The following is a 24,497-nucleotide window of genomic DNA, read 5'->3' on the forward strand; positions in this document are numbered from 1 at the left end:
GCTAGAGATCGTCGAGTTCGCTGAGGTGACGCATCCGGGACGACACAGCGCGTTCGCGCGCGACGTCGTGGCGTCCATGAAGGCGCACGCGCTGTCGCAGCTTTCCGAACCCGAGCGCGCGCGCGAGGTGCTGACCGGAGCGCCTCAGGGGCCGCTCGTGCGGCTGGCAACCGCTCACCTCGAGATGCGGTCCGGTCGGGCGGCGGAGGCAAGGAGCATCGCCGCAGGCATCCTGGGCCTGTCGACGAGCAGCCTTGTGGAACGCGCGGAGGCGCTTCTGATTCGGATCTGGGCGGATGCCGTCCTGGGCCGGTCGCCCACGACCGGGGACAGCGCAGTGATCAGTCGGATGGTCGTCGCGGCCGGACTCGTCCGGATCATCGCGCACCTGCCGGGTTGGCTGATGGACGAAATCGCCGACAGGGCGGAGCGATCGGTGCGCGGGGGATTCGAGGCAGCCGTGGAGCGCGTTGCAGCCGTCCTCGTCGTCGCCGATCTTCCCCGCCTCACGCCGCGCGAGACGATCGTGCTCAAGGCGCTCGAGCGCCATGAATCGGTCTCGGACGTGGCCAAGGCGCTGTCGGTGTCGCCGAGTACGGTCAAGACGCAGCTGTCCGGGATCTACCGCAAGCTCGGTGTGAGTTCGCGGCGCCATGCGCTGCCCGCCGCCTACCGCCTGGGACTGCTCGAACGATCCCGGCGCGCGGCGGAGCACGCCTCCTAGAGCTTGGCGTCCTGTCGCGGGATCACGACCTGCTTGATGATGAGAAGGATCGATGCGGTGATGGGGATCGCCACGAGGGCCCCCAGCAGACCGAGAAGCGTCCCACCCACGAGCGCCCCGATCACCACGAGGGACCCCGGGACCGAGATCGCCCTGTTCATGACGCGCGGCGTCAGCACGTATGCCTCCAGCTGCATGTAGATCAGATACAGCGCGGCGAAGATCAGGGCCGAAATCGGGTCGGAGAACAAAGCGATCACGGTGGCGATGCCCCAGTACAGCACGGGACCGATGAGCGGGATGAGGGTGATGCAGAACGCGATCACGGCCATCAGCGCGGGGAACGGCAGCCCGAGGAACAGGTGCAGGAAGAACGCGACCACCGAATTGAAGAAGGCGAGGATCACCATTCCCATGAGGTAGCCGCCGATGCCGTCCGTGATCTGCTCGGTCATCGCGGCGACCTTCGCGCGTGTCTTCGCGGGCGTCAGGCGGACGAAGCTCGCCTTGATCGTGTTCAGCGACGCGAGGAAGTACAGACTCAAGACGATCACGATCACGATGCCCGAGAGCGCCGTGGCGATCCCGGCACCGACCGCCAACACACCACCGGTGATCGACGCGATGTTGGCGGGATTGAGGATGAAACTCTCCACGTCGTTGAGGATCGTGCCGATCTGGTCGCCGAAGTTCGCCTGCAGCCAGGCGAAAGCGTCGGACTTCTCGAAGTCGCCGATCATCGTCGGGATGTCGCGGATGAACTGCGCGACCTGGGCGATGACAGTCGGCATGATCAGCAGGAGCACCCCCGCGATCGCGAGCAAGAAACCGACGTAGACGATCACCATGCCCCAGACCCGCTTGACCCCCTTGCGTTCAAGGGCCCGCACGATCGGATCCAGCCCCAGCGCGGCGAAGAGCGCGAAGCTGATGTAGATGATGACCGTCGCGAGGTTCGACACTGCAAGACCCAGCAGAACGGCAGCCAACCCGCCGAGGGTGACCGCGAACCCGACCGCGAACGGCTGGTTCAGACCCACCCAGAACGACCGCCGCTCGGGGACCTGGGCGGGGGCGCTGTCGGCTGCCGAAACGTCCTGCGCAGGAGTGTCCGCATCGGGCTCCGCCGGCGACGACGGGGTCTGGCTCTGGTCGCTCATGGTCACACTCTATGGCCCGCCGTCTCTCCGAAGGGGAGGCGATACTCTCGACACAGTTCGAAGGGAGTGGTGATGTCCGAGCGAAGCGATCCTGTCGCCGACCTGATGCGCCTGCGCGCGACGATCGACAACATCGACGCCGCCCTGATCTTCATGCTCGCGGAGCGATTCCGTGCGACGAAGCAGGTCGGAGTGCTGAAGGCGGAGCACGGCATGCCGCCCTCCGATCCGGCTCGGGAAGAGCAGCAGACCGGCCGGCTGCGGCGGCTTGCCATCGAGGCGGATCTCGATCCGGAGTTCGCCGAGAAGTGGTTCAATTTCGTCGTCGCCGAGGTGATCCGCCACCACACCGAGGCAGCCGACGGGCGCTGAACGGAGGCGCCACGGGGTGGAGATCGCCCGCGAAGCCTGCTAGGTTGGGCCGCTGGGTTCCCGAACCCTTCGACCCAGTCCGCGGTTGTCGGCCCAGGTGCCGGCGAGCGTACGGTCGGTGATCGTGCTCGGATCCGACATTCGACGCCAGCGCATGCGTGCCCGATTCCGCGTGCCCGTGATCGCCACCCGGGCGTGACCGATGCAGCCAGCTGCAGCGGCTGCCAAGGTGCACAGTGACCACATCTCCTGCTCTGGAAGCGCGAGGGCTCTACAAAGTCTTCGGCAAGAACGCTCGTCATGTCGTCGAACGTCTGCGTGCGGGTGAATCGCGCGCAGACGTGTCGGATCAGGGCACCGCGGCTGTCATCGACGCGAGCTTCTCCGTCCAGAAGGGCGAGATCTTCGTGATCATGGGCCTCAGCGGCTCGGGCAAGTCCACCATCATCCGGATGCTCAACGGTCTCTACGAGGCGACGGCCGGTTCCGTCACGGTCAGCGGCGAGTCGGTCACCGACACCACGCCCACGAAGCTTCGCGAGCTGCGCCGAGACCGGGTCTCGATGGTCTTCCAGCATTTCGCTCTGCTGCCGCACCGATCGGTCGCCGACAACGTGGCCTATCCGCTGCAGCTGCGTGGGGTGCCGCGCGCCGAGCGCCTGGCCAAGGCGGAGGAGATTCTCGCGCTGGTCGGCCTGGAGGGATGGGGCGACAAGCTCCCCTCCGCCCTGTCCGGCGGCATGCAGCAACGTGTCGGAATCGCGCGCGCGTTGGCCGCCGATCCGGATGTGTTGCTGATGGACGAGGCGTTCAGTGCCCTGGATCCGCTGATCCGCCGAGAGATGCAGGAACAACTGCTCGATCTGCAGCAGAAGCTGCAGAAGACGATCGTCTTCATCACGCACGACCTGAACGAGGCGATGCTCCTCGGCGACCGCATCGCCGTCATGCGGGACGGTCGGATCGTGCAGATCGGCACACCGGAGGACATCCTCACCGACCCGGCCAACGACTACGTGGAGCAGTTCGTGCAGGACGTGGACCGGGCTCGGGTGCTCACGGCCGCCAATGTGATGGAACGGGCCCGCGCCGTGGTTCCCGAGAACGCCGGGCCGCGAACCGCACTGCGACAGATGCGTGACGCATACTCGGCTGCTGCCTACGTCGTGGGGCGCGATCGCACGCTCCTGGGTGTCGTCAGCGACCGCGACGCGATCAAGCTCGTCCGGGCAGGAGAGAACTCGATCGCCTCGGTGATCAAGCGCGTTCCCCAGAGCGTTCGGGAGGACGAGGTCCTCATCAACCTCTTCGTCCCCGCTGTGGAGTCCCCCCTGCCGCTTGCCGTGGTCGACGACCGCGGGCGGCTGACCGGGGTGATCCCCCGCGTGACGCTGCTGGCCGCGCTCGGGCCGGGGCCCGGCGCCACCGGTGAGATCACCATCCCGGTGCTGCCCGTCCCCGGTGCCGAGATCGACGAGGTGCTCGCACAGCTGCCCCATGACGAAGCCCGGTCGAGCGACACGGAAGAGGTGGTCTGATGGATTTCCGCATCCCTCTGGGCGAGTGGGTCGAGACCGCCGTCGACTGGCTTCGCGACAACCTGAGCGGCCTGTTCGACGTGATCACCGTCGTCGTGCGCTTCCTCGTCGATGGGCTCACCGACATTCTCCTGGCCGTCCCGGTGCCGGCCATGATCCTCATCTTCGCGCTCATCGGATGGCTGGTGCGCTCCTGGCAGATGGCCGTCGGCACCGCAGTCGCGTTCCTGCTGATCGTCGCGATGGGCCTGTGGGTCGCGACGATGCAGACGCTCTCCCTCGTGCTCGTGGCGACGGTGGTCGCCCTGGCCATCGCCATCCCGCTCGGGATCTGGTCCGCGCGCAACGACACCGTGCGCGCGATCCTCAAGCCCGTCCTGGACTTCATGCAGACGATGCCGGCCTTCGTCTACCTGATCCCCGCGATCACCTTCTTCAGCATCGGTGTCGTGCCGGGTCTGGTCGCGACCGTGATCTTCGCGCTGCCTCCGGGCGTGCGACTGACGGAGCTCGGCATCCGAGGGGTGGATTCGGAGACGGTCGAGGCGGGACAGGCGTTCGGCGCGACCCCGTCGCAGATCCTCCGGGGGATCCAGCTCCCGCTTGCCACGCCGACCATCATGGCCGGCGTCAACCAGGTCATCATGCTGGCGCTGTCGATGGCGGTGCTGGCCGGAATCGTCGGTGCGGATGGGCTGGGCAAGATCGTCGTCCAGTCCGTGTCGACGGTCAACTTGGCGCTGGGTGTGGAAGCGGGTCTGGGCGTCGTGATCATCGCCGTCTACCTGGACCGGGTGACCGCCGCGCTGGGCAATCCCGCCGACTACCGTTCGTCGCTGCTGGGCGTTCTCGCGCGACGCCGCAGCGCCCGCTCGGCCACACCGGAGCAGCCGTCGAACGAGGACTCCCAGAACCACGCGCGGGCGGAGGATCTCCGCCCCGCGGGCAGCCGGTGACTACCGGCTGAACGGAAGCGTGCACCTCATGCCGCTTCCCACCAAGAGAAGAAGATACGGAACGAACGAGACATACATGAAGGATGCGTTTCACATGAACAAGCGACACCTCAGCACAGCACTGGTCCTCGGGGCGGCGGCTTCGCTCGCGCTGGCGGGCTGCAGCGGCACCGCGAACACGGACGACGGCCAGACCGATGCCGCCGGCGATGTCACCTGCGACACCGTCACGCTCGGATTCCTCCCCTCGTGGACCGACGGCCTGAGCACCGCATACCTGCTGGAGAACCAGTTGGGCGCGCTCGGGATCGACGTCCAGATGCAGACGCTGACCGAGGCGGGACCCCTCTACGCGGGGCTTGCACAGGGCGACGTCGACATCTACCCGTCGGCATGGCCCGAGCTCACGCACGCCGACTACATGGACGAGTACGGCGACGACATCGAAGACCTCGGTGCCTACTACGAGGGCGCGAAGCTCACCATCGCCGTGCCCGAGTATGTCGACATCACCTCGATCGAGGACCTCGCCGGCAACGCGGACCGTTTCGGTGGCCGCATCGTCGGTATCGAGCCCGGCGCGGGCCTGACGGCCCAGACGCAGGACGTGATGATCCCGGAGTACGGCCTGGAGGGCGAGTACGAGCTCGTCACCTCCTCGACGGCCGCCATGCTCACCGAGCTCGGCAACGCCGTCGACGCGCAGGAGGACATCGTGGTGACCTCCTGGCGTCCCTTCTGGGCCAACGAGGCCTACGGTCTGAAGGACCTCGAAGACCCCATGGGCGCCATGGGCGAGCCGGAGGCTCTGCACTTCCTGGGCACCACCGGATTCTCGGAGCGTTGCGCCGAGGCTGCGGAGCTCATCGCCGGCATCCAGCTGGATGACGCCGACTACGCCTCGCTCGAGGACATGGTCGTGAACGAGTACGGTGAGGGCCGCGAGGCCGAGGCCGTCGAGGCGTGGATCTCGGAGAACCCGAACGCCTTCAGCACCATCATCGTCGAGTGACCTGCTCAGCGTGACAGAAGGGGCTCCCGGCCGTATGGCCGGGAGCCCCTTCTGTCATCCCTGCGATCAGCGGGGCCGATCAGGGGGTCGCGCGTCGGAGGAGGCCGTACCCGATGCCGGAGAGGGCGACGAGGGCGATGAGCAGCCCGACCGCGAGGCCCTGCGGGCCCTGTGTCACGATCCAGCCGAACACCTGACCCCAGGCGTTCAGGCGCCCGATGAGCCACAACGCTCCGACCAGCAGAAGACCCAGCCCGACGAGGATGATCGTCAGCACGGTAGGGCCGAACCGCTTGTAGATCGTGGCGATCGCGAAGCCGGTGACGAAGAAGGTCATCGTCATGAACAGGATGACCGCTGCCGCGACGACCGCCCCCGCGCTCCAGATCCAGTCCAGGTAGAAGAAGTACCCGTTGACGCCCCACCCATTGGTCGCCTTCTCGATGAACCCGCCGATGACGAAGATCGCCGTCAGGATGGCCGAGGTCAAAGAGGCGGTGAGCAGCGAGCCGAGGAAGAACTCACGTCGCGTGACGCTCATCGCCTGCGAGAACGGGAACGTCTGTGTCATGCCCATGATGCCTACGGCGAAGAAGTACCACATCGGCGCCTGAGCACCGCCGCCGTACTTCACTGCTTCCGGGGGGAGCATCGCCCAGATCAGAAGGGTGACCGCGAGCGTGCCCCCGAGCACGAGCAGCGGCACCCAGATGAACGTCTGCTTGTTGACCAGCTGCATGCGAACGACGTTTCCGACCCGGTTCATCGCGGGCCTCCCTTCGTGGTGATGCGGGCATCGGATGCTGCGGCATCCGCTTCATCGGCGTGCTGGGTTGTGCGCACGATCAACTGCTGCAGCGACACCGGACCGATCTCCAGCCCGGCCGCGGTCAGGCGGGAGCGCTCGTCTGCAGACAGTGCGCCCGCGACAGTGACGGAGGCGACGCGGCCGAGGCTCTCGCGGTGGAGCACCTCGCGCCCAGCGACAAAGGCATCGACGGCAGCGGCATCGCCGACGATCGCGGTCGCTTGATCGCGGACGTCGTCGGTCGCGGCATCCATGATGATGCGTCCCCGATCGATCACCAGCACTCGCTCGATGAGGTTCGAGACCTCGTCGATCAGGTGGCTCGAGAGGATGACGGTGCGGGGGTGCTCGGTGTAGTCCTCCAGCAGCCGGTCGTAGAAGATCTGCCGGGCGACGGCATCCAGTCCGAGGTACGGCTCGTCGAAGAACGTGACCTCGGCGCGAGAGGCGAGGCCGATGATCACGCCCACCGCCGAGAGCTGCCCCCGCGAGAGCTTCTTGATCCTCGTGCGCACCGGCAGCCGGAAGTCGGCGATGAGCCGGTAGGCGAGGTCCTGGTCCCAGTTCGGGAAGAACAGCTTCGCCGTCGCAAACGCGTGGATGGGCTTCGCATCGTCGGGGTAGCGCTGGCTTTCGCGCACGAAGCACATTCGGCGCAACACGCGGGCGTTCTCGTACGGATGCTCGCCGAAGACCCGCACCTCACCAGACGTGGCGAAGTTCTGGGCCGTGAGGATCGACATGACAGTCGTCTTGCCGGCGCCGTTGCGTCCGAGCAGGCCGTAGATCGTGTCTTTGCGGATCGAGAAGCTCACGTCCTGGACGGCGACGGCGTCTCGGTATCGCTTCGTGAGGCCTGTCACCTCGATCACCGATTCGTGCGCACCTGCGGCGTCAGGGATGGTCATTGTGTGCCTTCCGTCGTTGTGGTCTGCGCGTGCTCACGGAGAAGCTGCGCGAGGTCTTCGGTGCCGAGTCCGAGCTTTCGGGCCTCGGCCAGGAGGGGGGTGAGGTACCGCTCGCGGAACGCCGCACGCCGTTCGGCGAGCAGGCTCTCGCGGGCCCCGGGGGCCACGAACATGCCGATCCCCCGTCGCTTGTAGAGCACGCCCTTGTCGACGAGCATCGTCACTCCTTTCGCGGCCGTGGCCGGGTTGATGCGGTAGAAGGCGGCGAGCTCGTTCGTCGATGGTGCCTGCGTCTGTTCGGGCAGGCTGCCGTCGACGATCGAGTCCTCCACGCTCTCTGCGATCTGCAGGAAGAGGGCCTTGCCTTCTTCGATCATCCGCGCCTCCGGCGATGTCCTTGGGTTAGTTACTCAAGTAGGTAACCATAGAACGAGAGATGCGTCAAGTGTCGTGGTCGTGCGAGGTTGCCCCGGGGGGGGGGGGGGAGTCCGCCGAGGCGAGGAGCGATGCGCGCGCGAGGAACTCGTGCCGCGGCGAGACCCTCGTGTCAGGCGGTCAGGAGCGCGGCGTGCGGGAAGGGACCGGCCACACGCGGGGCGTCGGTGCGGTCGGGGGAGCCGGCCGGTCGGCCGCGCCGCCGGGAGCGGATTCGGACGACGGCGCCGACGCCGCGGCATCCGGCTCGCCCGAGGTCGTCGCGCTGCCCGGCGCCAACTCGAGAGCGACGCGCTTCTCGAGCACGGTGATGGCGTCATCCGACAGGGCAAGCAGCCCGTCGAGTTCCTCGCGGACGCGCCGATAGGCGAGCTGTCGTTCCGCGGGGGTCGCGGCCTGGTCGACGGCGACCGTCAGGAGTTGCTTCGCGGTGGTGAGCCGCTTGCGCTCACCCGCGCTGAAGGACGAGTCACGGATGCGGCGCGCATCCCGCTCCGCGAGCTCGAAGGCCACCTCGTAGTCGGTGACGGCAGCCCGGTACTCCGCGAGCTGCTCCGCGCTGACGCGGGCGGTAGCGGACTCCGGACGCGCCCGGTCGGCGATCTTCTTGGCGCGCAGGAACGCGGCCGTCAGCGGCTGGCGGCCATCGCTCATGGCGGGGAACGCGATGAGCTTTGCGACATCCAGCTCGTACTCGAGCCACCGCGCCGTCACCGCATCATGCGTCGCCATCAGCTTCTGCAGCGGTGTCGCCGAGGTACTGGTGCTCGCCGGCGGGCCCGCCGTCTGCGCCGCGGCCGCCTCGGAGGCACCGTCGTGGCCCGTCGAACGAGAGGCGCCAGCCCTCGCGCCGGGCGGCACGAAACCGATGAGTGGTCGGCCTCGCGCGGCTGCCTGCGCGGCGCGCAACTCGCGTTTGGCTGCGATGATCTCGAGCCGCCGCTTGTGCCGGCGGCGGGCCGATCGCTCCCAGGCGCTACCGATCGAGGCCATCACTCCCATGAGCGGAAAGACGAGCCACCAGTAGCTGCCGAGGAATTGGAACATCGGTTCCACGCCCTCATGCTAACCGCGTCATCCCCCGCCGGGCACGGGGGGAAGCCGGAAGAGGGGCTCAGCCGAACAGCAGGGCGAGGACGGTGGCGCCGCCGCCCACGAGAATGAGCGAGACGATCACGACCCAGGCGACGATCTTGATGCGTCGCTGTCGGGTCTCGCTGTAGACGTTGGTGTCGTCGTCGGACATGCGATCAGTCTAGAGGGCAGGTTCGACGATCGTCGGCCCGAAGGCGGCGGGAAGGGTCGCTCTGGCCACGTCGCGCAGCTCAGCCGCCGAGACGGTGAACAGCCCCTGCACCTCCAGGCTCGGGCCGGCACCGTCGCCAGGGGCATCGGTGACGCCGATGCGCAGCACCGGATAGCCTCGCCCTTCGCACAGACCCCGGAATTTCACGTCGTCCTCGCGAGGCACCGAGACGATCACGCGCCCGGTCGATTCCGAGAACAGGGCGGATGCCGCATCCACGCCGTCGCGCTCGATGATCTCATCGAGCCACACGCGCGCGCCCACCCCGAACCGCATCACGCTCTCGGCCAGGGCCTGTGCCAGGCCACCGCTGGACAGGTCGTGCGCGCTCGAGATCAGGCCCTGCAGCGCCCCCGCGTGCAGGAGGTCGGCCAGGCGCCGTTCCGCGGCAAGGTCCACCGCCGGCGGACGGCCGCCGAGGTGCCCGTGCACCGTCTGGGCCCACGCGGATCCGCTCAGCTCGTTCGCGGTGACACCGAGCAGGTAGATGTTCTCGCCGGCATCCTGCCACCCCGACGGGATGCGGCGGGCGACGTCATCGATGATGCCGAGCACGCCGACGACGGGGGTGGGGAAGATCGGCTGATCGCCGGTCTGGTTGTAGAACGACACGTTGCCGCCGGTGACCGGGACGCCGAGCTCAAGGCATCCGTCGGCGAGGCCGTCGACCGCCTGACCGAACTGCCACATGACCTCGGGGTTCTCGGGGCTGCCGAAGTTCAGGCAGTCGGTGACCGCGACGGGCTTCGCGCCCGTGACGGCGACGTTGCGGTACGCCTCGGCGAGGGCCAGCTGCGCTCCCTGATATGGGTCGAGCTGGCAGTAGCGGCCGTTGCAGTCGGTCGCGATCGCAAAGCCCAGGCCCGACTCCTCATCCACGCGCACCATGCCGGCGTCGTCGGGGAAGGCCAGCGCCGTGTTGCCCAGGACGTAGTAGTCGTACTGGTTCGTGATCCAGGAGGTGTCGGCGAGGTTGGGGCTGGCCACGAGGGCCAGGAACTGCTCGCGCACGTCATCGGGCTCGCTCGGGCGCTGCAGCGCGCTCGCGGAGTCATCGCGGAGGGCATCGATCCAGGTCGGGTACGCCACGGGCCGCTCGTAGACCGGGCCGTCCACCGCGACGGTCGCGGGGTCGACATCCACGATCTGCTCGCCGTGCCAGAAGATCTGCAGACGGCCGTCGCCGGTCACTTCCCCGAGCACGCTCGTCTCGACCTCCCAGCGGCCGGTGACCTCCAGGAAGGCGTCGAGCTTCTCGGGCGCGACGATCGCCATCATCCGCTCCTGCGACTCGCTCATGAGGATCTCTTCGGGAGTGAGCGTGGGGTCGCGCAGCAGCACGTTGTCGAGGTCAACCCGCATGCCGCTGCCGCCGTTGGCGGCCAGCTCGCTCGTGGCGCACGAGATGCCGGCGGCGCCGAGATCTTGGATCGCTTCGACGAGGCCGTCACGGTACAGCTCGAGGCAGCACTCGATGAGCACCTTCTCGGCGAAGGGGTCGCCCACCTGCACGGCGGGGCGCTTGGTGGGGCCGCCGTCGGCGAACGTGTCGGAGGCGAGGATGGATGCCCCGCCGATGCCGTCGCCGCCGGTGCGGGCGCCGAAGAGCACGACCTTGTTGCCGGCGCCGGAGGCGTTGGCGAGCTTCAGGTCCTCGTGACGGAGGACACCGACCGCGAGGGCGTTGACGAGGGGGTTGCCCTGGTAGACCGCGTCGAACACGGTTTCGCCGCCGATGTTCGGCAGGCCCAGGCAGTTGCCGTAGAACGAGATACCCGAGACGACGCCGTGCACGACGCGCGCGGTGTCGGGGTGGTCGATCGCGCCGAAGCGCAGCTGGTCCATGACGGCGACGGGGCGCGCGCCCATCGAGATGATGTCGCGGACGATGCCGCCGACGCCGGTTGCTGCCCCCTGGAAGGGCTCGATGTAGCTCGGGTGGTTGTGCGATTCGACCTTGAAGGTCACCGCCCAGCCCTCGCCGATGTCGACGACTCCCGCGTTCTGTCCCATGCCGACCATGAGGCGCTCGCGCATCTCGTCGCTGACCTTCTGCCCGAACCGGCGCAGGTAGATCTTGCTGGACTTGTAGGAGCAGTGCTCGCTCCACATCACCGAGTACATCGCCAGTTCGCCGCTCGTGGGACGCCGGCCGAGAATCTCGCGGATGCGCGCGTACTCGTCATCCTTCAGCCCGAGCGCACCGTACGGCTGCTCCCGTTCCGGGGTCGCGGCGGCGTTCTCGACGGTATCTGCGGCGGGCCGCGCGGGAGTGTTCGGGGTGCTCACGAGGGGGGACTCCAGTGGTCTATGTGCCGAGACCGGCGCCGGCGTGCGGGCACGTCCAGTCTATGCGGCGGGCGCTTTCGGCATCCGTGTCCCTGCTCACCGGGAGCGGAGTCAGTGGATCGAGTGGCGCTCGCCGCGTCGCGGCGGGGTGTAGGTGCAGGTGTCGCCGGCGCACAGCTGGGGCTTGCGCCTGCTGAACCGGCGTGCGAGCTCGCAGCCCACGCAGATGCCGAAGGCCGACTCGGCGAACAGCAGCAGCAGGCATCCGGCGCAGATCGTCTGCGCGATGACCGCCGGCAGTCCCAGCCACCCCAGCGACAGGCAGCCCAGGAGCGCCATCACGAACCCCAATCCCCAGGCGAACTGCTTGGGGACGGCATCCACCCACTCGGGCCGTTGGGGACGCGTGATGAGGGCGCCGAGCAGCAGCGTCGGGGTGAAGCGGGTGCCGATGAACAGGCGCAGGAACATCTCGAGCGCGAACAGGATGCCGAATCCGCGCATGTACTGCAGATCGCCGGTGATCGCGCCCGACAGCCACGCGGCGAAGCCGAGGAGGAACAGGATGCCGGCCGAGGCGCGCACGACACGTTCATTCATGACCGGGATGTCGATGCCGTCGACCCATTCGCCGATGACGGGTCTGGTGAGGCGTTCCGGGGAGGGCGAGGACATGCCGTCCATAATACCCGTGGGGGTATAAGGGGAAGATGCCAGGCTCTCGGCATCCACCCCCTACGCTGTCCCCGTGGACTTCTCCTTTGCCTTCACGCCGGACCTCATCGCCGTCTTCGTGACGCTGTTCGTGCTCGAGGTCGTGCTCGGCGTCGACAACGTCATCTTCATCTCGATCCTCGCCTCCAAGCTTCCGAAGGAGCAACAGGCGCGGGCGCGCAACCTCGGGCTGACGCTTGCGATGCTGATCCGCGTCGGCCTCGTGTTCGCGGCGGGGTGGATCATCACCCTGACCGAGCCGGTCGTGACCCTGTGGGGCATCTCGTTCTCGTGGAAGGACTTCATCCTCATCGCGGGTGGCCTGTTCCTCGTCTACAAGGCGGTCACCGAGATCCATCACAAGCTCGAGGGGTCGGAGGAGGAGCACGGCGACGGCGCCGGCGGGCGCAAGGGCGTGACCTTCGGCTCGGTGATCGCACAGATCCTGCTGCTGGACATCGTCTTTTCGCTCGACTCGGTCATCACCGCCGTCGGAATGACCTCCAACATGGTCATCATCATCACCGTCGTGGTGCTCTCGTTCGGCATCATGCTCTTCGCGTCGCGGTTCATCTTCGCGTTCGTCAACGCGCACCCGACCGTGAAGATGCTGGCGCTGTCGTTCCTGCTGCTGATCGGCGTCTTCCTCATCGCCGAGGGCTTCCACATCAAGATCGACAAGGCGTTCATCTACGGACCGATGGTGTTCGCGATCTTTGTCGAGGCGCTGAATCTCACGTACTCGTCGCGCAAAGCCAAGCGCGAGCAGAAGAAGCGTCAGGCCGTGCAGCTGCGGCCGCAGTATCCGGATGTCGACGAATCGGTTGCGGTGGCCGCGGCGCTGTCGAAGGATCCGGCGTCCGGCTCGGTCGGGCTCTCGCGCAAGCCCGTCGCCGGCGAGACCGTCGGCTCCGACGTGCCGCACCGCGAGGGGCTGGGCTGAATCAGTCCGCTGTCGCGTCGGTGACCGCGGCGCGGAAGCGCGCGGCATCCGTCCCGTCTTCGCGAACCTCGAACACAGTGCCGTCGATGACCAGCAAGGGCACATGGTCGACGACCTGATCCGTGCCGGGGATCGCCGCGCACAACCACGCCTCGTTGGCGGCGGTCGCGATAGCCGCGTAGTCCGTGATCGCCGTCGACAGGTCGGATGACGAGCCCGCTGCGGCCGCGAAACCGACCAGGTCCGCGTCGGTCGGTGCGCCCTCGGCGCTGACCTGGTTCTGTTGGATCAGCTCATACAGCGGAAGGACCGCGTCGGCATCCCCCGCCGCGGCCACCCCGAACAGGAGTGCTGCGGCGCGCGTCGAGTAGTCGGTCGTGTCGCCGCGCTTGGCGCTCACGTACGTCATCGGATGCAGCGTCCACGTGGCAGTGCCGTTCGCGATGACGTCGGCCAGCTCGTCTCCGATCGCGTCGTCCAGGGTCATGCAGTGGGGGCAGGACGGATCGCTCCACAGCTGGATGTCGACCTCTCCTTCGCCGACCGTGATGCCCGCGACCGGATCGACCGACGCGGGCGAGGGGGCGGTGGCCGCCGCCGGGGAGCAGGCTGCAGCGGCAACGGCGAGGACCGGCAGGAGGGTGAGGCATCCGAGGAGGCGTTGCCGAGGGGAACCGAACACGATGCCGTTCTACGCCCGCGATGCCCGCGGGGCCCAATCCTTCGGTGGATCCCGACGATCGGAGCCTGTCTGTGGTCAGACCATATAGGGGATTTCGCCAAACGCGCGATACGCAGCTGCGCCGCCCCGTCATCGGACGGTATCCATGGAGTGAGCGATGGGTTACCCGGTATGCACATCGCCGCCAGGGAGGCGCGGATGTCGGTGAGGCAGAGCCTGCTGGCGATCCTCGATCAAGGACCCTGCTACGGGTATCAGCTGCGGTCCGAGTTCGATCGCCGCACGGGGTCGACCTCGCCTCTGAACGTCGGCCAGATCTACAGCACCCTCGAGCGGCTGGAACGGGATGGCCTGGTGTCGCGGCGCGAGGTCGACAAGGACGGCCACACGTACTGGGAGATCACGGATGCCGGCTCGGCGGCTGCCGCGGAGTGGCTCACCTCGCCCGTCGCGCGGAGCCAAGGCACCCGTGACGAACTTGCGATCAAACTCGCGGTGGCCGCGACTCTTCCCGGGGTGGATGTCGCGGAGCTCATCCGAGCTCAGCGCGACGCATCGCTCGCGCACCTTTCGTCGTTGCGGGGCACCGCGTTCTCGGGCGGCACCGCGGGCGGTCCCGAGGAGTTCGCCTGGTCGCTGGTGCTCGACGCGATGATCTTCGCCGCCGAGGCAGAGGTGCGCTGGCTCGATCAAGCGCAGGAACGCCTGGCGAGGCATCCTTCGCACACTATGGCGCTGGAGATCGCCACCCAGCGACCCAAGCGCGGCCGCCCCGTCAAGACCGACTCCGTCAAGACCGACCCCGTCAAGACCGGTCCCGTCAACGCCAGTCCGTGAGGGTGGAATCGGTCGGGCATAGGTCCTCCGCCTCACGTATCGGATGCATACCGGGGCGGGGTATTCTGAGATCGGTACATCATGCTGGGTCCCGTCGCTCGTGAGCTTCGCCCGCCAGTGTTCTGGCAGTGGGCGATGTCGGTGGTGTTCGCCGCTCTTGTGGTCGTGGGCCTCTTGGGTATGCATACTCTTTCCGTCGGTCATTCAGAGCCGGTGCCTGTCTCGGCCGTCGAGCATGGAGGCGGGCACGATCACAATGCGATGGCAGCGCCCTCCGGGGCCCCCGAGGTCGGTTGTGCCGATTGCGGCGGCGGCGAGCACGGCGCGATGATGCTGGCGTGCGTGCTCGGTCTGCTCGTCACGGTCATGCTGGTCGCTCGGACCGGGCCAGGGGTGGTCCGCAGGTTCGGTCGACCGGGCATTGTCGCCCTCGCCATCCGGCCCCCGATTCCGGTACGCCCGAGACCGCCGTCTCTTCTCGAATTGTCGATCAGTCGTACGTGATGGGACTCGTCCTCCACCCCTGCGGTGGGGAGCTGAGTCATGCCCGCATGCGGGCGCATTTCACGTTCGATGAGAAGGACAGGTTTGTCATGAAGAAGTCTCGTTTGGTCGCGCTGTCGGCGGCGCCGCTCGCACTGGCGTTGGTGTTTGCCGGGTGCACCGAGGCCGGATCGGGTTCGATGCCGGGCATGAATCACGGCGAGGGGATGTCTCCCTCCGCGCCATCCTCGCTAGAGGCGCAGGCGGAGTTCAATACGGCGGACTCGATGTTCGCGATGATGATGATTCCGCATCACCAGCAGGCGGTGGAGATGAGCGACATGGTGCTGGCGAAGTCCGGCGTCGATCCGCGCGTACGGGAGCTTGCGCAACAGATCAAAGATGCGCAGGCCCCGGAGATCGAGCTGATGCAGTCGTGGCTCGAGGCATGGGGGATGTCGCATGCCGGTGGCACGGATGGCATGGACATGGGCGACGGCATGATGTCCGCCGACGACATGGCGGCGCTGGACGCCGCCGAAGGTGCGGAGGCTGCCCGGCTGTTCCTGGAGCAGATGATCACTCACCACGAGGGCGCGATCGAGATGGCGCAGGTCGAACTGTCTGAAGGTCGACACCCGGACGTGATTGCTCTGGCGCAGACGATCGCCGATGCGCAGACGGCCGAGATCGCCCTGATGCGGGATCTGCTGGCGCAGATCTGACACTCGGCAGGGGTGTCATCGGGCCTGCTCCGGTGGCTCCCCTGCCGCAACCTGAAAGGGACGCATATGCCAGTTCACCTGCGTGCGACCACGGCCGCCCTTGCTCTGTCCGGGCTGCTCGTGCTGGCCGGATGCGCAACGGGAGGACCACCGTCGACGGGCACCGCTCACGCCGCGATGGCATCCCATGTACACGCCATCGTTCCTGATCCCGAGCGCGACGGGTTTCTCCTCGGCACTCACGACGGCATCTTCGCGGCCAGCGCGGACGGAGAACTGCTCTCGCGGGTGGGCGCCTACGGTTTCGATGCGATGGGACTCACTGTCGTGGGCGAGGATCTGATCGCCTCGGGGCACCCCCGACCAGACACCCCTACCGAGCTCGGCGATCACAATCTCGGCATCATCCGTAGCGCAGACGCCGGGGAGAGCTGGGAGCCGGTGGCGTTTACCGGCGAGAAGGACTTCCACGCTCTCGCTGCCGGCGGCGACGGCACCGTGTACGGTCTGGCCACCGACGCCATCGACATACTGGCCAGTACGGATGGGGGCGATTCGTGGGCTCCGACGGGTGGCCAGCTGATGGCGGTCGGCCTTGTGGTCACTAGTGGCGGGAACGTGGTCGCCGCAACACCAGACGGGCTGCGGGTCAGCACGGATGGGGCGCGGTCGTTCCAGCCATGGCCAGGTGCGCCCATGCTCTACGCATTGTCTGTGTCGCCGAACGGTGAGTTGATCGCGGGCGTGGATGCGGATGAGAAGATCTGGGTCCATGCGGTCGGGGCGAGCGCGTGGAATGAGGTGGGCACCGTGCACGGCGCCGCTCAAGCGACCGCGATCACCGATACCGGAAGCATTCTCGTCGCCGACGACAGCGGCCTCACCCTGCTGCCGGCCGGACCCTGACTCCGATCGATCGGCAACGGCCTCGGTCAACACCGGTGCCGTTCTACCGCAGCAGGAGACGCATGCCGCGGCCGCGGCTCAGTAGACCGTCGTCGCGACCTGGGGACTGCCCTCGGCATCCGTTGCCTCCTCGACCGGTCCCTTCTGCGCGGCCCGCACGATCAAGCCGAACTCCACCACCGCGAGCGACGCGTAGATGAGCGTGAACGCGAGCAGCGAGATCAGCACCGTCCATCCCGGCACGCTCGGGGACACGCCATCCTCGGACAGCATGAGGCTGAACACGATCCATGGCTGGCGGCCCATCTCGGTGAACACCCAGCCCACCAGGGCGCCCAGCAGCGGCAGCGGCGCCGACCAGACCGCGACCTTCCACATCCACGGCGCGACGGGGCGGGTCGCCTTCGCCCGGGTCACCCAGAGACCGGCGACCGCGACGAGGGCCGCCAGGCCGCCGAGCGCGATCATCCATCGGAACGACCAGTAGGTCACCCAGATGATCGGGGTGTAGTCGACGCCGGCGCCGAACTCGGCGGTGTACAGGGCTTGGAGATCGTTGATGCCCTCGACGCACCCGTCGAGCGAATGGGTCGACAGCAGCGAGAGCAGGTACGGCACGCGCAGCGACCAGATCTCTTCGCTGCCATCCGGCGTACCGAGCGAGAAGACCGAGAAGGAGGCATCCGCCCCGCAGGCCGTGTTCCACATCGCCTCGGCGGCGGCCATCTTCATCGGCTGGGTCTCGACCATCACGAGGCTCAGCTGGTCGCCCGAGAGTGCCACGAGCGCGAAAGATCCGACCACGCCCCATAGCGCCACCCGTAGCGACGCGCGCATCGTGTCGAGGTGCTGACCGCGCGAGAGGTGCCAGGCCGACACGGCCACGACGACGGCTGCGGCGAACATCCACGCCGAGAACACGGTGTGCGGGAACGCCGCCCGGACGACCGGATTGGTCAACAGGGCAAGGATGTCGGTGAGTTCGGCGCGACTGCCGTCCTCGGCGAGGCGATAGCCGACGGGGTTCTGCATGAACGCGTTGGCCGCGAGGATGAAGTAGGCCGAGAGGGTCGAGCCGAGCACGACCATCCAGATCGAGGCGAGGTGCAGCAGGCGGGGGAGGCGATCCCAGCCGAAGATCCACAGGCCGACGAAGGTGGCTTCGAAGAAGAAGGCCATGAGTCCTTCGAATGCGAGCGGTGCGCCGAAGACGTCGCCGACGAAGCGGGAGTAGGCCGACCAGTTCATGCCGAACTGGAACTCCTGCACGATGCCGGTGACCACGCCCATCGCGAAGTTGATGAGGAAGATCTTCCCGAACAGGCGCGTCAGGTGCAGCCACTTCACGTTTCCGGTGCGGTACCAGACGGTCTGGAAGATCGCGACGACAGGCGCCATCCCCAGGGTCAGCGGCACGAACAGGTAGTGATAGAGCGTCGTCAGGCCGAACTGCCACCGGGCAAGCAGTAGCGGGTCCAGAAGGTCCACGAGGTGGTCTCCGTCTCGGTGCGGTCCCCACGCTTGTCGACGGGTGCGCTGGTCAGGGCGCGGTCGGCGCGAGCAGGGATGTCGTCACGGTGCAGGTGTGACGACCAGAGTGGTCAGACCACAGACTAACACGTGGTCAGACCACAGAGGCGAGCCGGCGGTGATCACCGCGGCGCGGAGGCTGCTCGCAGAGTGCGCGCACCCCGTCGCGACTGTCGTCACCCCTCGCGTTGGTCGGCGTCGAGCACCAGCCGGTAGCCCATGCCCGACTCGGTCAGCAGGTGCACCGGATGCGACGGGTCGACCTCGAGCTTCTTGCGAAGCTGCGACAGGTAGAGGCGAAGGTAGCCGGTGTCGGCGACCTGATCGGTGCCCCAGATCTCCTTCAGCAGTGTCTGACGCGTCACGAGCGCGCCCGGGTGGCGCGCGAGGAACTCGAGGATGCGCCACTCGGTGGGTGTCAGATGCACGCGTTCGCCGGCGCGGCGGACCGACCTGGCCGCGAGATCGACCTCGACGTTGGCGAACGCGACGCGCGCATCGCCGGGTACCGAGGCGCTGCGGCGCGCCAGGGCGCGCAACCGCGCGAGCAGCTCGTCGATCTGGAACGGCTTGGTCACGTAGTCGTCGGCTCCGGCATCCAGCGCCTCGACCTTGTCCGCAGACCCCGTCCGGCCCGACACGACCATGATCGGCGCCTGCGTCCAGCCTCGCAGCGCCGCGATGACCTCGACACCGCCGAGGTTCGGCATCCCGAGGTCGAGCAGGACGACATCCGGATGAGTCTGCGCGGCCAGGACGACAGCGGCCGCCCCGTCCCCCGCCGTCACAACGTCGTAGCCGTGGGCGGTCAGGGTGATCCGAAGCGCCCGGACGAGCTGGGGATCGTCGTCGGCGATGAGGATCTTCACGACTCCTCCGTGCCTACGGGGCGTACGAGCGGAAGCGAGATGACCATGGTCAGTCCGCCTCCGGGAGTGTCCTCGGGGGTGAGAGTTCCGCCCATGCCCTCGGTGAACCCGCGCGAGAGGGCGAGACCGAGGCCCAGCCCGACGGCATTGTCGCTGTCGCCGTGGCGTTGGAACGGGACGAACACCTGATCGCGAGCATCCGACGGGATGCCGGGCCCGTGGTCGATGATACGGATCTCGCCCGCCTCGGCCAGCCCGCTCGTGGAGATGCGCACGCGCGTTCCGGCGGGAGCGTGACGCAGCGCGTTGGCGATGACGTTGACGATGACGCGCTGCAGGAGCACGGGGTCGGCGCGCAGCGGAGGCAGGTCTGTGTCGATGGCGAGCTCGACCGCGTCCGGACCGGCGCCGAGCTCGTCCAGCGCCGCCGAGATGGCCGTCATGGCGTCGACGGGCGACAGCGACACCGCCAGGACGCCCGCCTCCACCCGGCTTACATCGAGCAGGTCGGTCACGAGTTGCGTCAAGGTTCGCAGGCTCTCGTCGGCTGTGGCCAGCAGCTCGCCGCGGTCCGCAGCCGAGAGCTCGACGCCCAGGGCGCGCAGTCCCCCGACCGCGGCCACGGCGGCCGCCAGCGGTCGGCGAAGGTCGTGGCTGACTGCCGAGAGGAGCGCTGAGCGTACCTGATCGGTCTCGGCGAGCACATCAGCCTCCCGTGCCGACTCGGCCAGCTCGGTCTGCTCGAGAACCGCGCCCAGCTGCGCGACGATGACGTCGGCCAGGCGCCGGGTCGTGGCATCCAGGTCCCCTCCGTGCAGTTCGAGCACGGCCTGGGTCTCGCCGCCCCGGCGCACCTCGAGGGTCGTGAACCTGCCGTCGGGGACGGGTTCGCCGTCGGTGGCGAGGACCGTGCCGTCGGCGGCGACCAGGCGCGCGCCGGTCATCCCGAAGGCCTCGCGGGCGCGCGTGACGAGGGCACGCAACGCGCTCTGCCCGCGCAGGATGCTGCCCGCGACCGTCACGAGCAGTTCCGACTCCGCCGACGCGCGCTGGGCGAGCCGCGTGCGCCTGGCTGCCTGATCGACGACGTAGCTGACCAACACTGCGATCACGACGTAAAGCGCCAGCGCGACCGCTTCGGCGGGATCGGCGATCGTGACGGTGAAATACGGCTCCACGAAGAGGAAGTCGAGGGTGAGACCGGAGAGGACGGCGGCGAACAGCGCGGGCCAGATCCCCCCGACGAGCGCGACGATCACGACGAGCAGCTGATACGCGAGGACATCGGCGGTGATCGAGTCCGCGCTGCGGAAGCTCAGGAGAAACCATGACAGGAGGGGTCCGCCGACGACCGCGACGACGAAGCCGAGGATGCGCCGCTTGACGCTGAGCGCACCGCCACGCAGACGGGGAAGGACCGAGCCTCTGCCGGCTGCGGCATGCGTCACGATATGGACGTCGATATCGCCGGACTCCCGGATCACGGTCGCGCCGATCCCAGGATCGCCGAGGGCCGACCACAGCCGGTTCCGGCGGCTCACCCCGATCACAAGTTGGGTCGCGTTGACCGACCGCGCGAAATCCACGAGCGCGCGCGGGATGTCGTCTGCGACGAGCTGGTGATAGGTCCCGCCGAGGGCTTCGACCAGAGCGCGCGCGTCAGCGAGCGAGCCCGGTGCGGCCGAGCGCAGACCGTCCTGGCCGGCGACGTGGACGGCCAGGAGCTCGCCGCCCGCCGACCGGGCGGCGATACGGGCTCCGCGGCGCAGCAGCGTATCGCCTTCGGGTCCGCCGGTGAGAGCGACGACGACGCGCTCGCGGGCCTGCCACGTGCCCTCGATGCCGTGCTGTCGCCGGTACTGCTGCAGCGCGGAGTCGACCTCGTCGGCGAGCCAGAGTAGAGCGAGCTCCCGCAGCGCCGTGAGGTTTCCGAGCCGGAAGTAGTTCGACAGTGCCGCGTCGACCCGCTCGGCGGGGTACACCAGGCCCGCCGCCAGCCTGTCGCGCAGCGCCTGCGGCGCCAGGTCGACCACCTCGATCTGATCGGCGGCGCGTACGACGGCATCCGGCACCGTCTCCCGCTGCGGGACCCCGGTGATCTGCTCGACCACCGCGCCCAGGGACGCGATGTGCTGCACATTCACGGTGGCGATCACGTCGATGCCTGCCGCCAGCAGCTCGTCGACGTCCTCCCAGCGCTTCGCGTGTCGGGAGCCGGGGGCGTTGGTGTGGGCGAGCTCGTCGACCAGGGCGAGCTGCGGTCGGCGGGCGAGCACGGCATCCAGATCCATCTCGCGCAGCTCGACCCCGCGATGGGTGACGACGCGGCGCGGGACCTCCTCGAGTCCGTGCGTCAGCGCGAGAGTGGCTGCGCGCCCGTGCGTCTCGACGACGGCGATGACGACGTCGCGGCCCTCGTCGCGCAGGCGGCGGCCCTCGCTGAGCATCTCGTAGGTCTTGCCGACCCCGGGCGCTGCGCCGAGCAGGACCCGGAGCCGCCCTGCGCCCATGGTCAGCCCTCCAGACGATCCAGCGCGAGATTGACCTCGAGGACGTTCACCCTGGGTTGGCCGAGGTAGCCGAGGTCGCGTGACTGAATCCTAGACTCGATCATCTCGCGCACGGTGGCCTCGTCCAGGTCCCGGGCAGCGGCGATGCGGGGGACCTGCAGCAACGCGTACTCGGGGCTGATGTGGGGGTCAAGGCCCGACGCCGACGCGGTCACGGCGTCAGCAGGGATCGCGGCGACCGCCACCGCGTCGCGGGTCGCGATCGCCGCCTGACGCTGCGCGATCTGCTCGATCAACGTCGCGTTCTCGGGCCCCTCGTTGCTGCCGCCGGAGGCTCCCGCGTCGTACCCGTCGCCGGCTGCCGAAGGGCGTGATTGGAGGTACTGCGCAAGGGGCACGCCCTCGGCATCCGCGAAGGACTGCCCGATGAGCGCGCTGCCCACGACGCGACCTGTCGAGTCGGTGACGAGGGAGCCGCCGGCCTGCCAGGGCAGGGCGAGCTGGCCGACGGCGGTGATCAGAAGCGTGTAGCCGATGCCGAGCACGACGGTGGCGACGACCATGGCGCGAAGCGACACCGCGAGGGTGCGAGCGAGGATCCGCAAAGACATGAGGTTCTCCCGGAGTGCGGGTCAGAATCCGGGCAGGATGCTGACGACGAGGTCGATGAGTTTGATGCCGGCGAATGGCGCGATGATGCCGCCGAGGCCGTAGACGAGCAGGTTGCGCCCGAGCAGGGCCGAGGCGCTGACGGCGCGGTAGCGCACGCCTCGCAGCGACAGCGGGATCAGCGCGATGATCACGAGGGCGTTGAAGATGATCGCGCTCGTGACCGCCGATGCCGGACTGCTCAGCTGCATGATGTTCAGCGCGGCGAGCCCCGGGAAGATCCCGACGAACATCGCCGGGATGATGGCGAAGTACTTGGCGACGTCGTTCGCGAGGGAGAACGTCGTGAGCGCCCCGCGCGTGATGAGCAGCTGCTTGCCGATCCGGACGATGTCGATGAGCTTGGTCGGATCCGAGTCGAGGTCGACCATGTTCCCGGCCTCCTTCGCCGCCGAGGTGCCGGTGTTCATCGCGACCCCGACGTCGGCCTGCGCCAGCGCGGGTGCATCGTTCGTGCCGTCTCCGGTCATGGCGACGAGGTTGCCGCCGGTCTGCTCTCGCCGGATGAGCGCGAGCTTGTCTTCGGGCGTCGCCTCGGCGAGGAAGTCGTCGACACCGGCCTCGGCCGCGATGGCGCGGGCGGTGAGCGGGTTGTCGCCGGTGATCATGACGGTGCGGATGCCCATCGCGCGCAGCTCGTCGAATCGCTCGCGCAGGCCCTCTTTGACGACATCCTTCAGGTGCACGACCCCGTGGACGGCGGCCCGGCCGGTGGCATCCAGGGTCGCGACCACCAGGGGCGTCCCGCCATCGGCCGCGATCGCATCCGCTGCCGAGGAGATCGCCGCGCGCACCGCCGGCTCGGGACCGGCTCCTGCCTCATCGAGCCACGCCATGACCGCCGACCCCGCGCCCTTGCGCACCTGCGTGCCGTCCGCCAGGTCCATCCCGCTCATGCGCGTCTGGGCAGTGAACGGCACCGGCACGGCATCGGACGGCAGGTCGACGCGGATGCCGCGCGCAGCCGCCAGCTCGACGATGGAGCTGCCCTCGGGGGTGGGGTCCGACAGCGACGAGAGCGCGGCGATCCGGGCGAGCTCCTCGGCCGGGACGTCGGGTGCCGGGATGACCTCGACCGCGCGGCGATTGCCGTAGGTGATCGTCCCGGTCTTGTCCAGCAGCAGGGTCGTGACGTCGCCCGCTGCCTCGACGGCGCGACCCGACATCGCCAGGACGTTGCGCTGGACGAGTCGGTCAATGCCCGCGATGCCGATCGCCGACAGGAGCGCGCCGATCGTGGTGGGGATGAGGCACACCAGCAGCGCCACGAGCACGGGGATGCTCACGGGAGCGGCGGCGTACGACGCGATCGGGTTCATCGTCGCCACGACGACCACGAACACGATCGACAGGCTCGCCAGCAGGATGCTGAGCGCGATCTCGTTCGGCGTCTTCTGGCGCGCCGCTCCTTCGACGAGTGCGATCATCCGGTCGACGAAGGTCTGCCCGGGCTGGGAGGTGATCCGTACGACGATGCGGTCGGAGAGCACCCGGGTGCCGCCGGTGACGGCCGAGCGGTCGCCGCCGGACTCCCGGACGACCGGTGCGGACTCGCCCGTGATGGCTGACTCGTCGACGGTCGCGATGCCCGCCACGATGTCGCCGTCCCCGGGGATCAGCTCGCCGGGTCCGACCACGACGACGTCTCCGAGGCGCAGGTCGCTCGAGGCGACGTCGATCACGGCGGCGTGCTCGGCGGCGGCATCCGACGTCCCGTCGTACTGTGCCACGCGGTGGGCGAGGGTCTGGGTGCGGATCTTGCGCAGGGAGGCGGCCTGCGCTTTGCCGCGGCCCTCGGCGACAGACTCGGCCAGGTTCGCGAACAGCACCGTGAGCCACAGCCAGACCGCGATCCCCCAGGTGAAACCGGCGGGAACCGCCGAACCGCCCGAGGCTTCGGGGCCGCCGAGGAACGGTTCTGCGATTGCGATCAGCGTCGTCAGGGCAGCCCCGACCCACACGAGGAGCATGACCGGATTGCGCCACAGCGACGCGGGGTTGAGCTTGCGCAGAGCCCCGGGCAGGGCGCGCACGAGCGCCTGTGCGCTGAAGGCTCGGGCGCGGTCCGTACGAGTGCGGGGGGAGCGTGCGCGGGGTGAGGGGGAGGCGAGGGTGGACATG

24 protein-coding genes are annotated in these 24,497 nt (G+C 68.3%); 10 read left to right on the forward strand and 14 right to left on the reverse strand.

Annotated features, from left to right (window positions below; translation table 11 throughout):
* On the forward strand, positions 1-724 hold a 724-nt coding region (locus AC3ENO_RS09070; RefSeq protein WP_434970317.1), incomplete at its 5' end, for a response regulator transcription factor.
* Here the strand turns inward: AC3ENO_RS09070 and AC3ENO_RS09075 are convergent.
* Positions 721-1,884, reverse strand: a complete 1,164-nt coding sequence (locus AC3ENO_RS09075) for an AI-2E family transporter (protein WP_434970318.1) — start codon at positions 1,882-1,884, stop codon at positions 721-723. The two genes, AC3ENO_RS09070 and AC3ENO_RS09075, sit on opposite strands and share 4 nt — an antisense overlap.
* Before the next feature lie 72 nt (positions 1,885-1,956).
* Between AC3ENO_RS09075 and AC3ENO_RS09080 the strand changes: the two genes are divergently transcribed.
* From AC3ENO_RS09080 to AC3ENO_RS09095, 4 genes are all read left to right on the forward strand, one after another.
* Positions 1,957-2,256 (forward strand): chorismate mutase, encoded by a 300-nt coding sequence (locus AC3ENO_RS09080; protein ID WP_434970319.1) that lies wholly within the window; start codon positions 1,957-1,959, stop codon positions 2,254-2,256.
* Between the two features lie 236 nt (positions 2,257-2,492).
* Positions 2,493-3,794, forward strand: coding sequence for a quaternary amine ABC transporter ATP-binding protein (locus AC3ENO_RS09085; RefSeq protein ID WP_434970320.1), 1,302 nt, complete (start codon positions 2,493-2,495; stop codon positions 3,792-3,794).
* A complete protein-coding gene (locus AC3ENO_RS09090) occupies positions 3,791-4,750 on the forward strand; it encodes an ABC transporter permease (protein WP_434970489.1) in 960 nt (319 codons plus the stop codon). The genes AC3ENO_RS09085 and AC3ENO_RS09090 overlap by 4 nt, the downstream gene beginning before the upstream one ends.
* A 94-nt stretch (positions 4,751-4,844) precedes the next feature.
* Positions 4,845-5,762, forward strand: coding sequence for a glycine betaine ABC transporter substrate-binding protein (locus tag AC3ENO_RS09095; RefSeq protein ID WP_434970321.1), 918 nt, complete (start codon positions 4,845-4,847; stop codon positions 5,760-5,762).
* A gap of 79 nt (positions 5,763-5,841) precedes the next feature.
* On the opposite strand, the gene AC3ENO_RS09100 is transcribed toward AC3ENO_RS09095, so the two are convergent.
* From AC3ENO_RS09100 to AC3ENO_RS09130, 7 genes are all read right to left on the reverse strand, one after another.
* A complete protein-coding gene (locus tag AC3ENO_RS09100) occupies positions 5,842-6,528 on the reverse strand; it encodes a hypothetical protein (protein ID WP_434970322.1) in 687 nt (228 codons plus the stop codon).
* Positions 6,525-7,478 (reverse strand): ABC transporter ATP-binding protein, encoded by a 954-nt coding sequence (locus tag AC3ENO_RS09105; protein ID WP_434970323.1) that lies wholly within the window; start codon positions 7,476-7,478, stop codon positions 6,525-6,527. The genes AC3ENO_RS09100 and AC3ENO_RS09105 overlap by 4 nt, the downstream gene beginning before the upstream one ends.
* Positions 7,475-7,855: a GntR family transcriptional regulator gene (locus AC3ENO_RS09110; RefSeq protein ID WP_434970324.1), complete on the reverse strand. Its 381-nt coding sequence runs from the start codon at positions 7,853-7,855 to the stop codon at positions 7,475-7,477. The genes AC3ENO_RS09105 and AC3ENO_RS09110 overlap by 4 nt, the downstream gene beginning before the upstream one ends.
* A gap of 178 nt (positions 7,856-8,033) precedes the next feature.
* Positions 8,034-8,969 carry a hypothetical protein gene (locus AC3ENO_RS09115; protein ID WP_434970325.1) on the reverse strand — a complete coding sequence of 312 codons (936 nt, stop codon included), beginning with the start codon at positions 8,967-8,969 and terminating at the stop codon, positions 8,034-8,036.
* A gap of 58 nt (positions 8,970-9,027) precedes the next feature.
* Positions 9,028-9,159: a hypothetical protein gene (locus AC3ENO_RS09120; RefSeq protein WP_267189853.1), complete on the reverse strand. Its 132-nt coding sequence runs from the start codon at positions 9,157-9,159 to the stop codon at positions 9,028-9,030.
* Positions 9,160-9,168: 9 nt separating this feature from the next.
* On the reverse strand, positions 9,169-11,508 hold the full coding sequence (gene purL, locus AC3ENO_RS09125; RefSeq protein ID WP_434970326.1) for a phosphoribosylformylglycinamidine synthase subunit PurL: 2,340 nt from the start codon (positions 11,506-11,508) through the stop codon (positions 9,169-9,171).
* Between the two features lie 111 nt (positions 11,509-11,619).
* Complete coding sequence (locus AC3ENO_RS09130) at positions 11,620-12,183, reverse strand: DUF4395 domain-containing protein (RefSeq protein WP_434970327.1); 564 nt, start codon at positions 12,181-12,183, stop codon at positions 11,620-11,622.
* Between the two features lie 73 nt (positions 12,184-12,256).
* Between AC3ENO_RS09130 and AC3ENO_RS09135 the strand changes: the two genes are divergently transcribed.
* A complete protein-coding gene (locus tag AC3ENO_RS09135) occupies positions 12,257-13,165 on the forward strand; it encodes a TerC family protein (RefSeq protein WP_434970328.1) in 909 nt (302 codons plus the stop codon).
* Between the two features lies 1 nt (position 13,166).
* Here AC3ENO_RS09135 and AC3ENO_RS09140 read toward each other — a convergent pair whose 3' ends face one another.
* Positions 13,167-13,847 (reverse strand): DsbA family protein, encoded by a 681-nt coding sequence (locus AC3ENO_RS09140; protein ID WP_434970329.1) that lies wholly within the window; start codon positions 13,845-13,847, stop codon positions 13,167-13,169.
* A 198-nt stretch (positions 13,848-14,045) separates the two neighbouring features.
* Between AC3ENO_RS09140 and AC3ENO_RS09145 the strand changes: the two genes are divergently transcribed.
* The 4 genes from AC3ENO_RS09145 (at position 14,046) to AC3ENO_RS09160 (ending at position 16,798) form a co-directional block, all read left to right on the forward strand.
* Positions 14,046-14,684 (forward strand): PadR family transcriptional regulator, encoded by a 639-nt coding sequence (locus AC3ENO_RS09145; protein ID WP_434970330.1) that lies wholly within the window; start codon positions 14,046-14,048, stop codon positions 14,682-14,684.
* 135 nt (positions 14,685-14,819) lie between these two features.
* Positions 14,820-15,188: a DUF6153 family protein gene (locus AC3ENO_RS09150; RefSeq protein ID WP_488185773.1), complete on the forward strand. Its 369-nt coding sequence runs from the start codon at positions 14,820-14,822 to the stop codon at positions 15,186-15,188.
* Positions 15,188-15,892: a DUF305 domain-containing protein gene (locus AC3ENO_RS09155; protein ID WP_434970491.1), complete on the forward strand. Its 705-nt coding sequence runs from the start codon at positions 15,188-15,190 to the stop codon at positions 15,890-15,892. The genes AC3ENO_RS09150 and AC3ENO_RS09155 overlap by 1 nt, the downstream gene beginning before the upstream one ends.
* 66 nt (positions 15,893-15,958) lie before the next feature.
* Positions 15,959-16,798 carry a F510_1955 family glycosylhydrolase gene (locus tag AC3ENO_RS09160; protein WP_434970331.1) on the forward strand — a complete coding sequence of 280 codons (840 nt, stop codon included), beginning with the start codon at positions 15,959-15,961 and terminating at the stop codon, positions 16,796-16,798.
* Positions 16,799-16,876: 78 nt separating this feature from the next.
* Here the strand turns inward: AC3ENO_RS09160 and AC3ENO_RS09165 are convergent, their stop codons facing one another.
* The 5 genes from AC3ENO_RS09165 to kdpB all read right to left on the reverse strand — a co-directional run bounded on the left by AC3ENO_RS09165 (position 16,877) and on the right by kdpB (position 24,496).
* Positions 16,877-18,286, reverse strand: a complete 1,410-nt coding sequence (locus tag AC3ENO_RS09165) for a cytochrome ubiquinol oxidase subunit I (RefSeq protein WP_434970332.1) — start codon at positions 18,284-18,286, stop codon at positions 16,877-16,879.
* A gap of 218 nt (positions 18,287-18,504) precedes the next feature.
* The gene (locus AC3ENO_RS09170) at positions 18,505-19,197 is read right to left on the reverse strand and encodes a response regulator (protein WP_434970333.1); all 693 of its coding nucleotides are present in this window, start codon (positions 19,195-19,197) and stop codon (positions 18,505-18,507) included.
* Entirely contained in the window at positions 19,194-21,707 is a 2,514-nt protein-coding gene (locus AC3ENO_RS09175) for a DUF4118 domain-containing protein (protein ID WP_434970334.1), read from the reverse strand. The genes AC3ENO_RS09170 and AC3ENO_RS09175 overlap by 4 nt, the downstream gene beginning before the upstream one ends.
* A gap of 2 nt (positions 21,708-21,709) precedes the next feature.
* A complete protein-coding gene (kdpC, locus tag AC3ENO_RS09180; protein WP_434970335.1) occupies positions 21,710-22,318 on the reverse strand; it encodes a potassium-transporting ATPase subunit KdpC in 609 nt (202 codons plus the stop codon).
* Positions 22,319-22,339: 21 nt separating this feature from the next.
* The gene (gene kdpB / locus AC3ENO_RS09185; RefSeq protein ID WP_434970336.1) at positions 22,340-24,496 is read right to left on the reverse strand and encodes a potassium-transporting ATPase subunit KdpB; all 2,157 of its coding nucleotides are present in this window, start codon (positions 24,494-24,496) and stop codon (positions 22,340-22,342) included.
* Position 24,497 lies beyond the last annotated feature (1 nt).

It is taken from the genome of Microbacterium sp. bgisy207, assembly GCF_057706855.1.

Excerpts from the sequence above, each read along its gene's own strand:
- AC3ENO_RS09175 (WP_434970334.1), bottom strand. The coding sequence starts at position 21,707 with ATGGGCGCAGGGCGGCTCCGGGTCCTGCTCGGCGCAGCGCCCGGGGTC.
- AC3ENO_RS09150 (WP_488185773.1), top strand. The coding sequence starts at position 14,820 with ATGTCGGTGGTGTTCGCCGCTCTTGTGGTCGTGGGCCTCTTGGGTATG.
- AC3ENO_RS09145 (WP_434970330.1), top strand. The coding sequence starts at position 14,046 with ATGTCGGTGAGGCAGAGCCTGCTGGCGATCCTCGATCAAGGACCCTGC.
- kdpB (WP_434970336.1), bottom strand. The coding sequence starts at position 24,496 with ATGTCCACCCTCGCCTCCCCCTCACCCCGCGCACGCTCCCCCCGCACT.
- AC3ENO_RS09080 (WP_434970319.1), top strand. The coding sequence starts at position 1,957 with ATGTCCGAGCGAAGCGATCCTGTCGCCGACCTGATGCGCCTGCGCGCG.
- AC3ENO_RS09095 (WP_434970321.1), top strand. The coding sequence starts at position 4,845 with ATGAACAAGCGACACCTCAGCACAGCACTGGTCCTCGGGGCGGCGGCT.
- AC3ENO_RS09075 (WP_434970318.1), bottom strand. The coding sequence starts at position 1,884 with ATGAGCGACCAGAGCCAGACCCCGTCGTCGCCGGCGGAGCCCGATGCG.
- AC3ENO_RS09155 (WP_434970491.1), top strand. The coding sequence starts at position 15,188 with ATGGGACTCGTCCTCCACCCCTGCGGTGGGGAGCTGAGTCATGCCCGC.
- AC3ENO_RS09130 (WP_434970327.1), bottom strand. The coding sequence starts at position 12,183 with ATGTCCTCGCCCTCCCCGGAACGCCTCACCAGACCCGTCATCGGCGAA.
- AC3ENO_RS09105 (WP_434970323.1), bottom strand. The coding sequence starts at position 7,478 with ATGACCATCCCTGACGCCGCAGGTGCGCACGAATCGGTGATCGAGGTG.
- AC3ENO_RS09120 (WP_267189853.1), bottom strand. The coding sequence starts at position 9,159 with ATGTCCGACGACGACACCAACGTCTACAGCGAGACCCGACAGCGACGC.
- AC3ENO_RS09100 (WP_434970322.1), bottom strand. The coding sequence starts at position 6,528 with ATGAACCGGGTCGGAAACGTCGTTCGCATGCAGCTGGTCAACAAGCAG.
- AC3ENO_RS09110 (WP_434970324.1), bottom strand. The coding sequence starts at position 7,855 with ATGATCGAAGAAGGCAAGGCCCTCTTCCTGCAGATCGCAGAGAGCGTG.
- AC3ENO_RS09160 (WP_434970331.1), top strand. The coding sequence starts at position 15,959 with ATGCCAGTTCACCTGCGTGCGACCACGGCCGCCCTTGCTCTGTCCGGG.
- kdpC (WP_434970335.1), bottom strand. The coding sequence starts at position 22,318 with ATGTCTTTGCGGATCCTCGCTCGCACCCTCGCGGTGTCGCTTCGCGCC.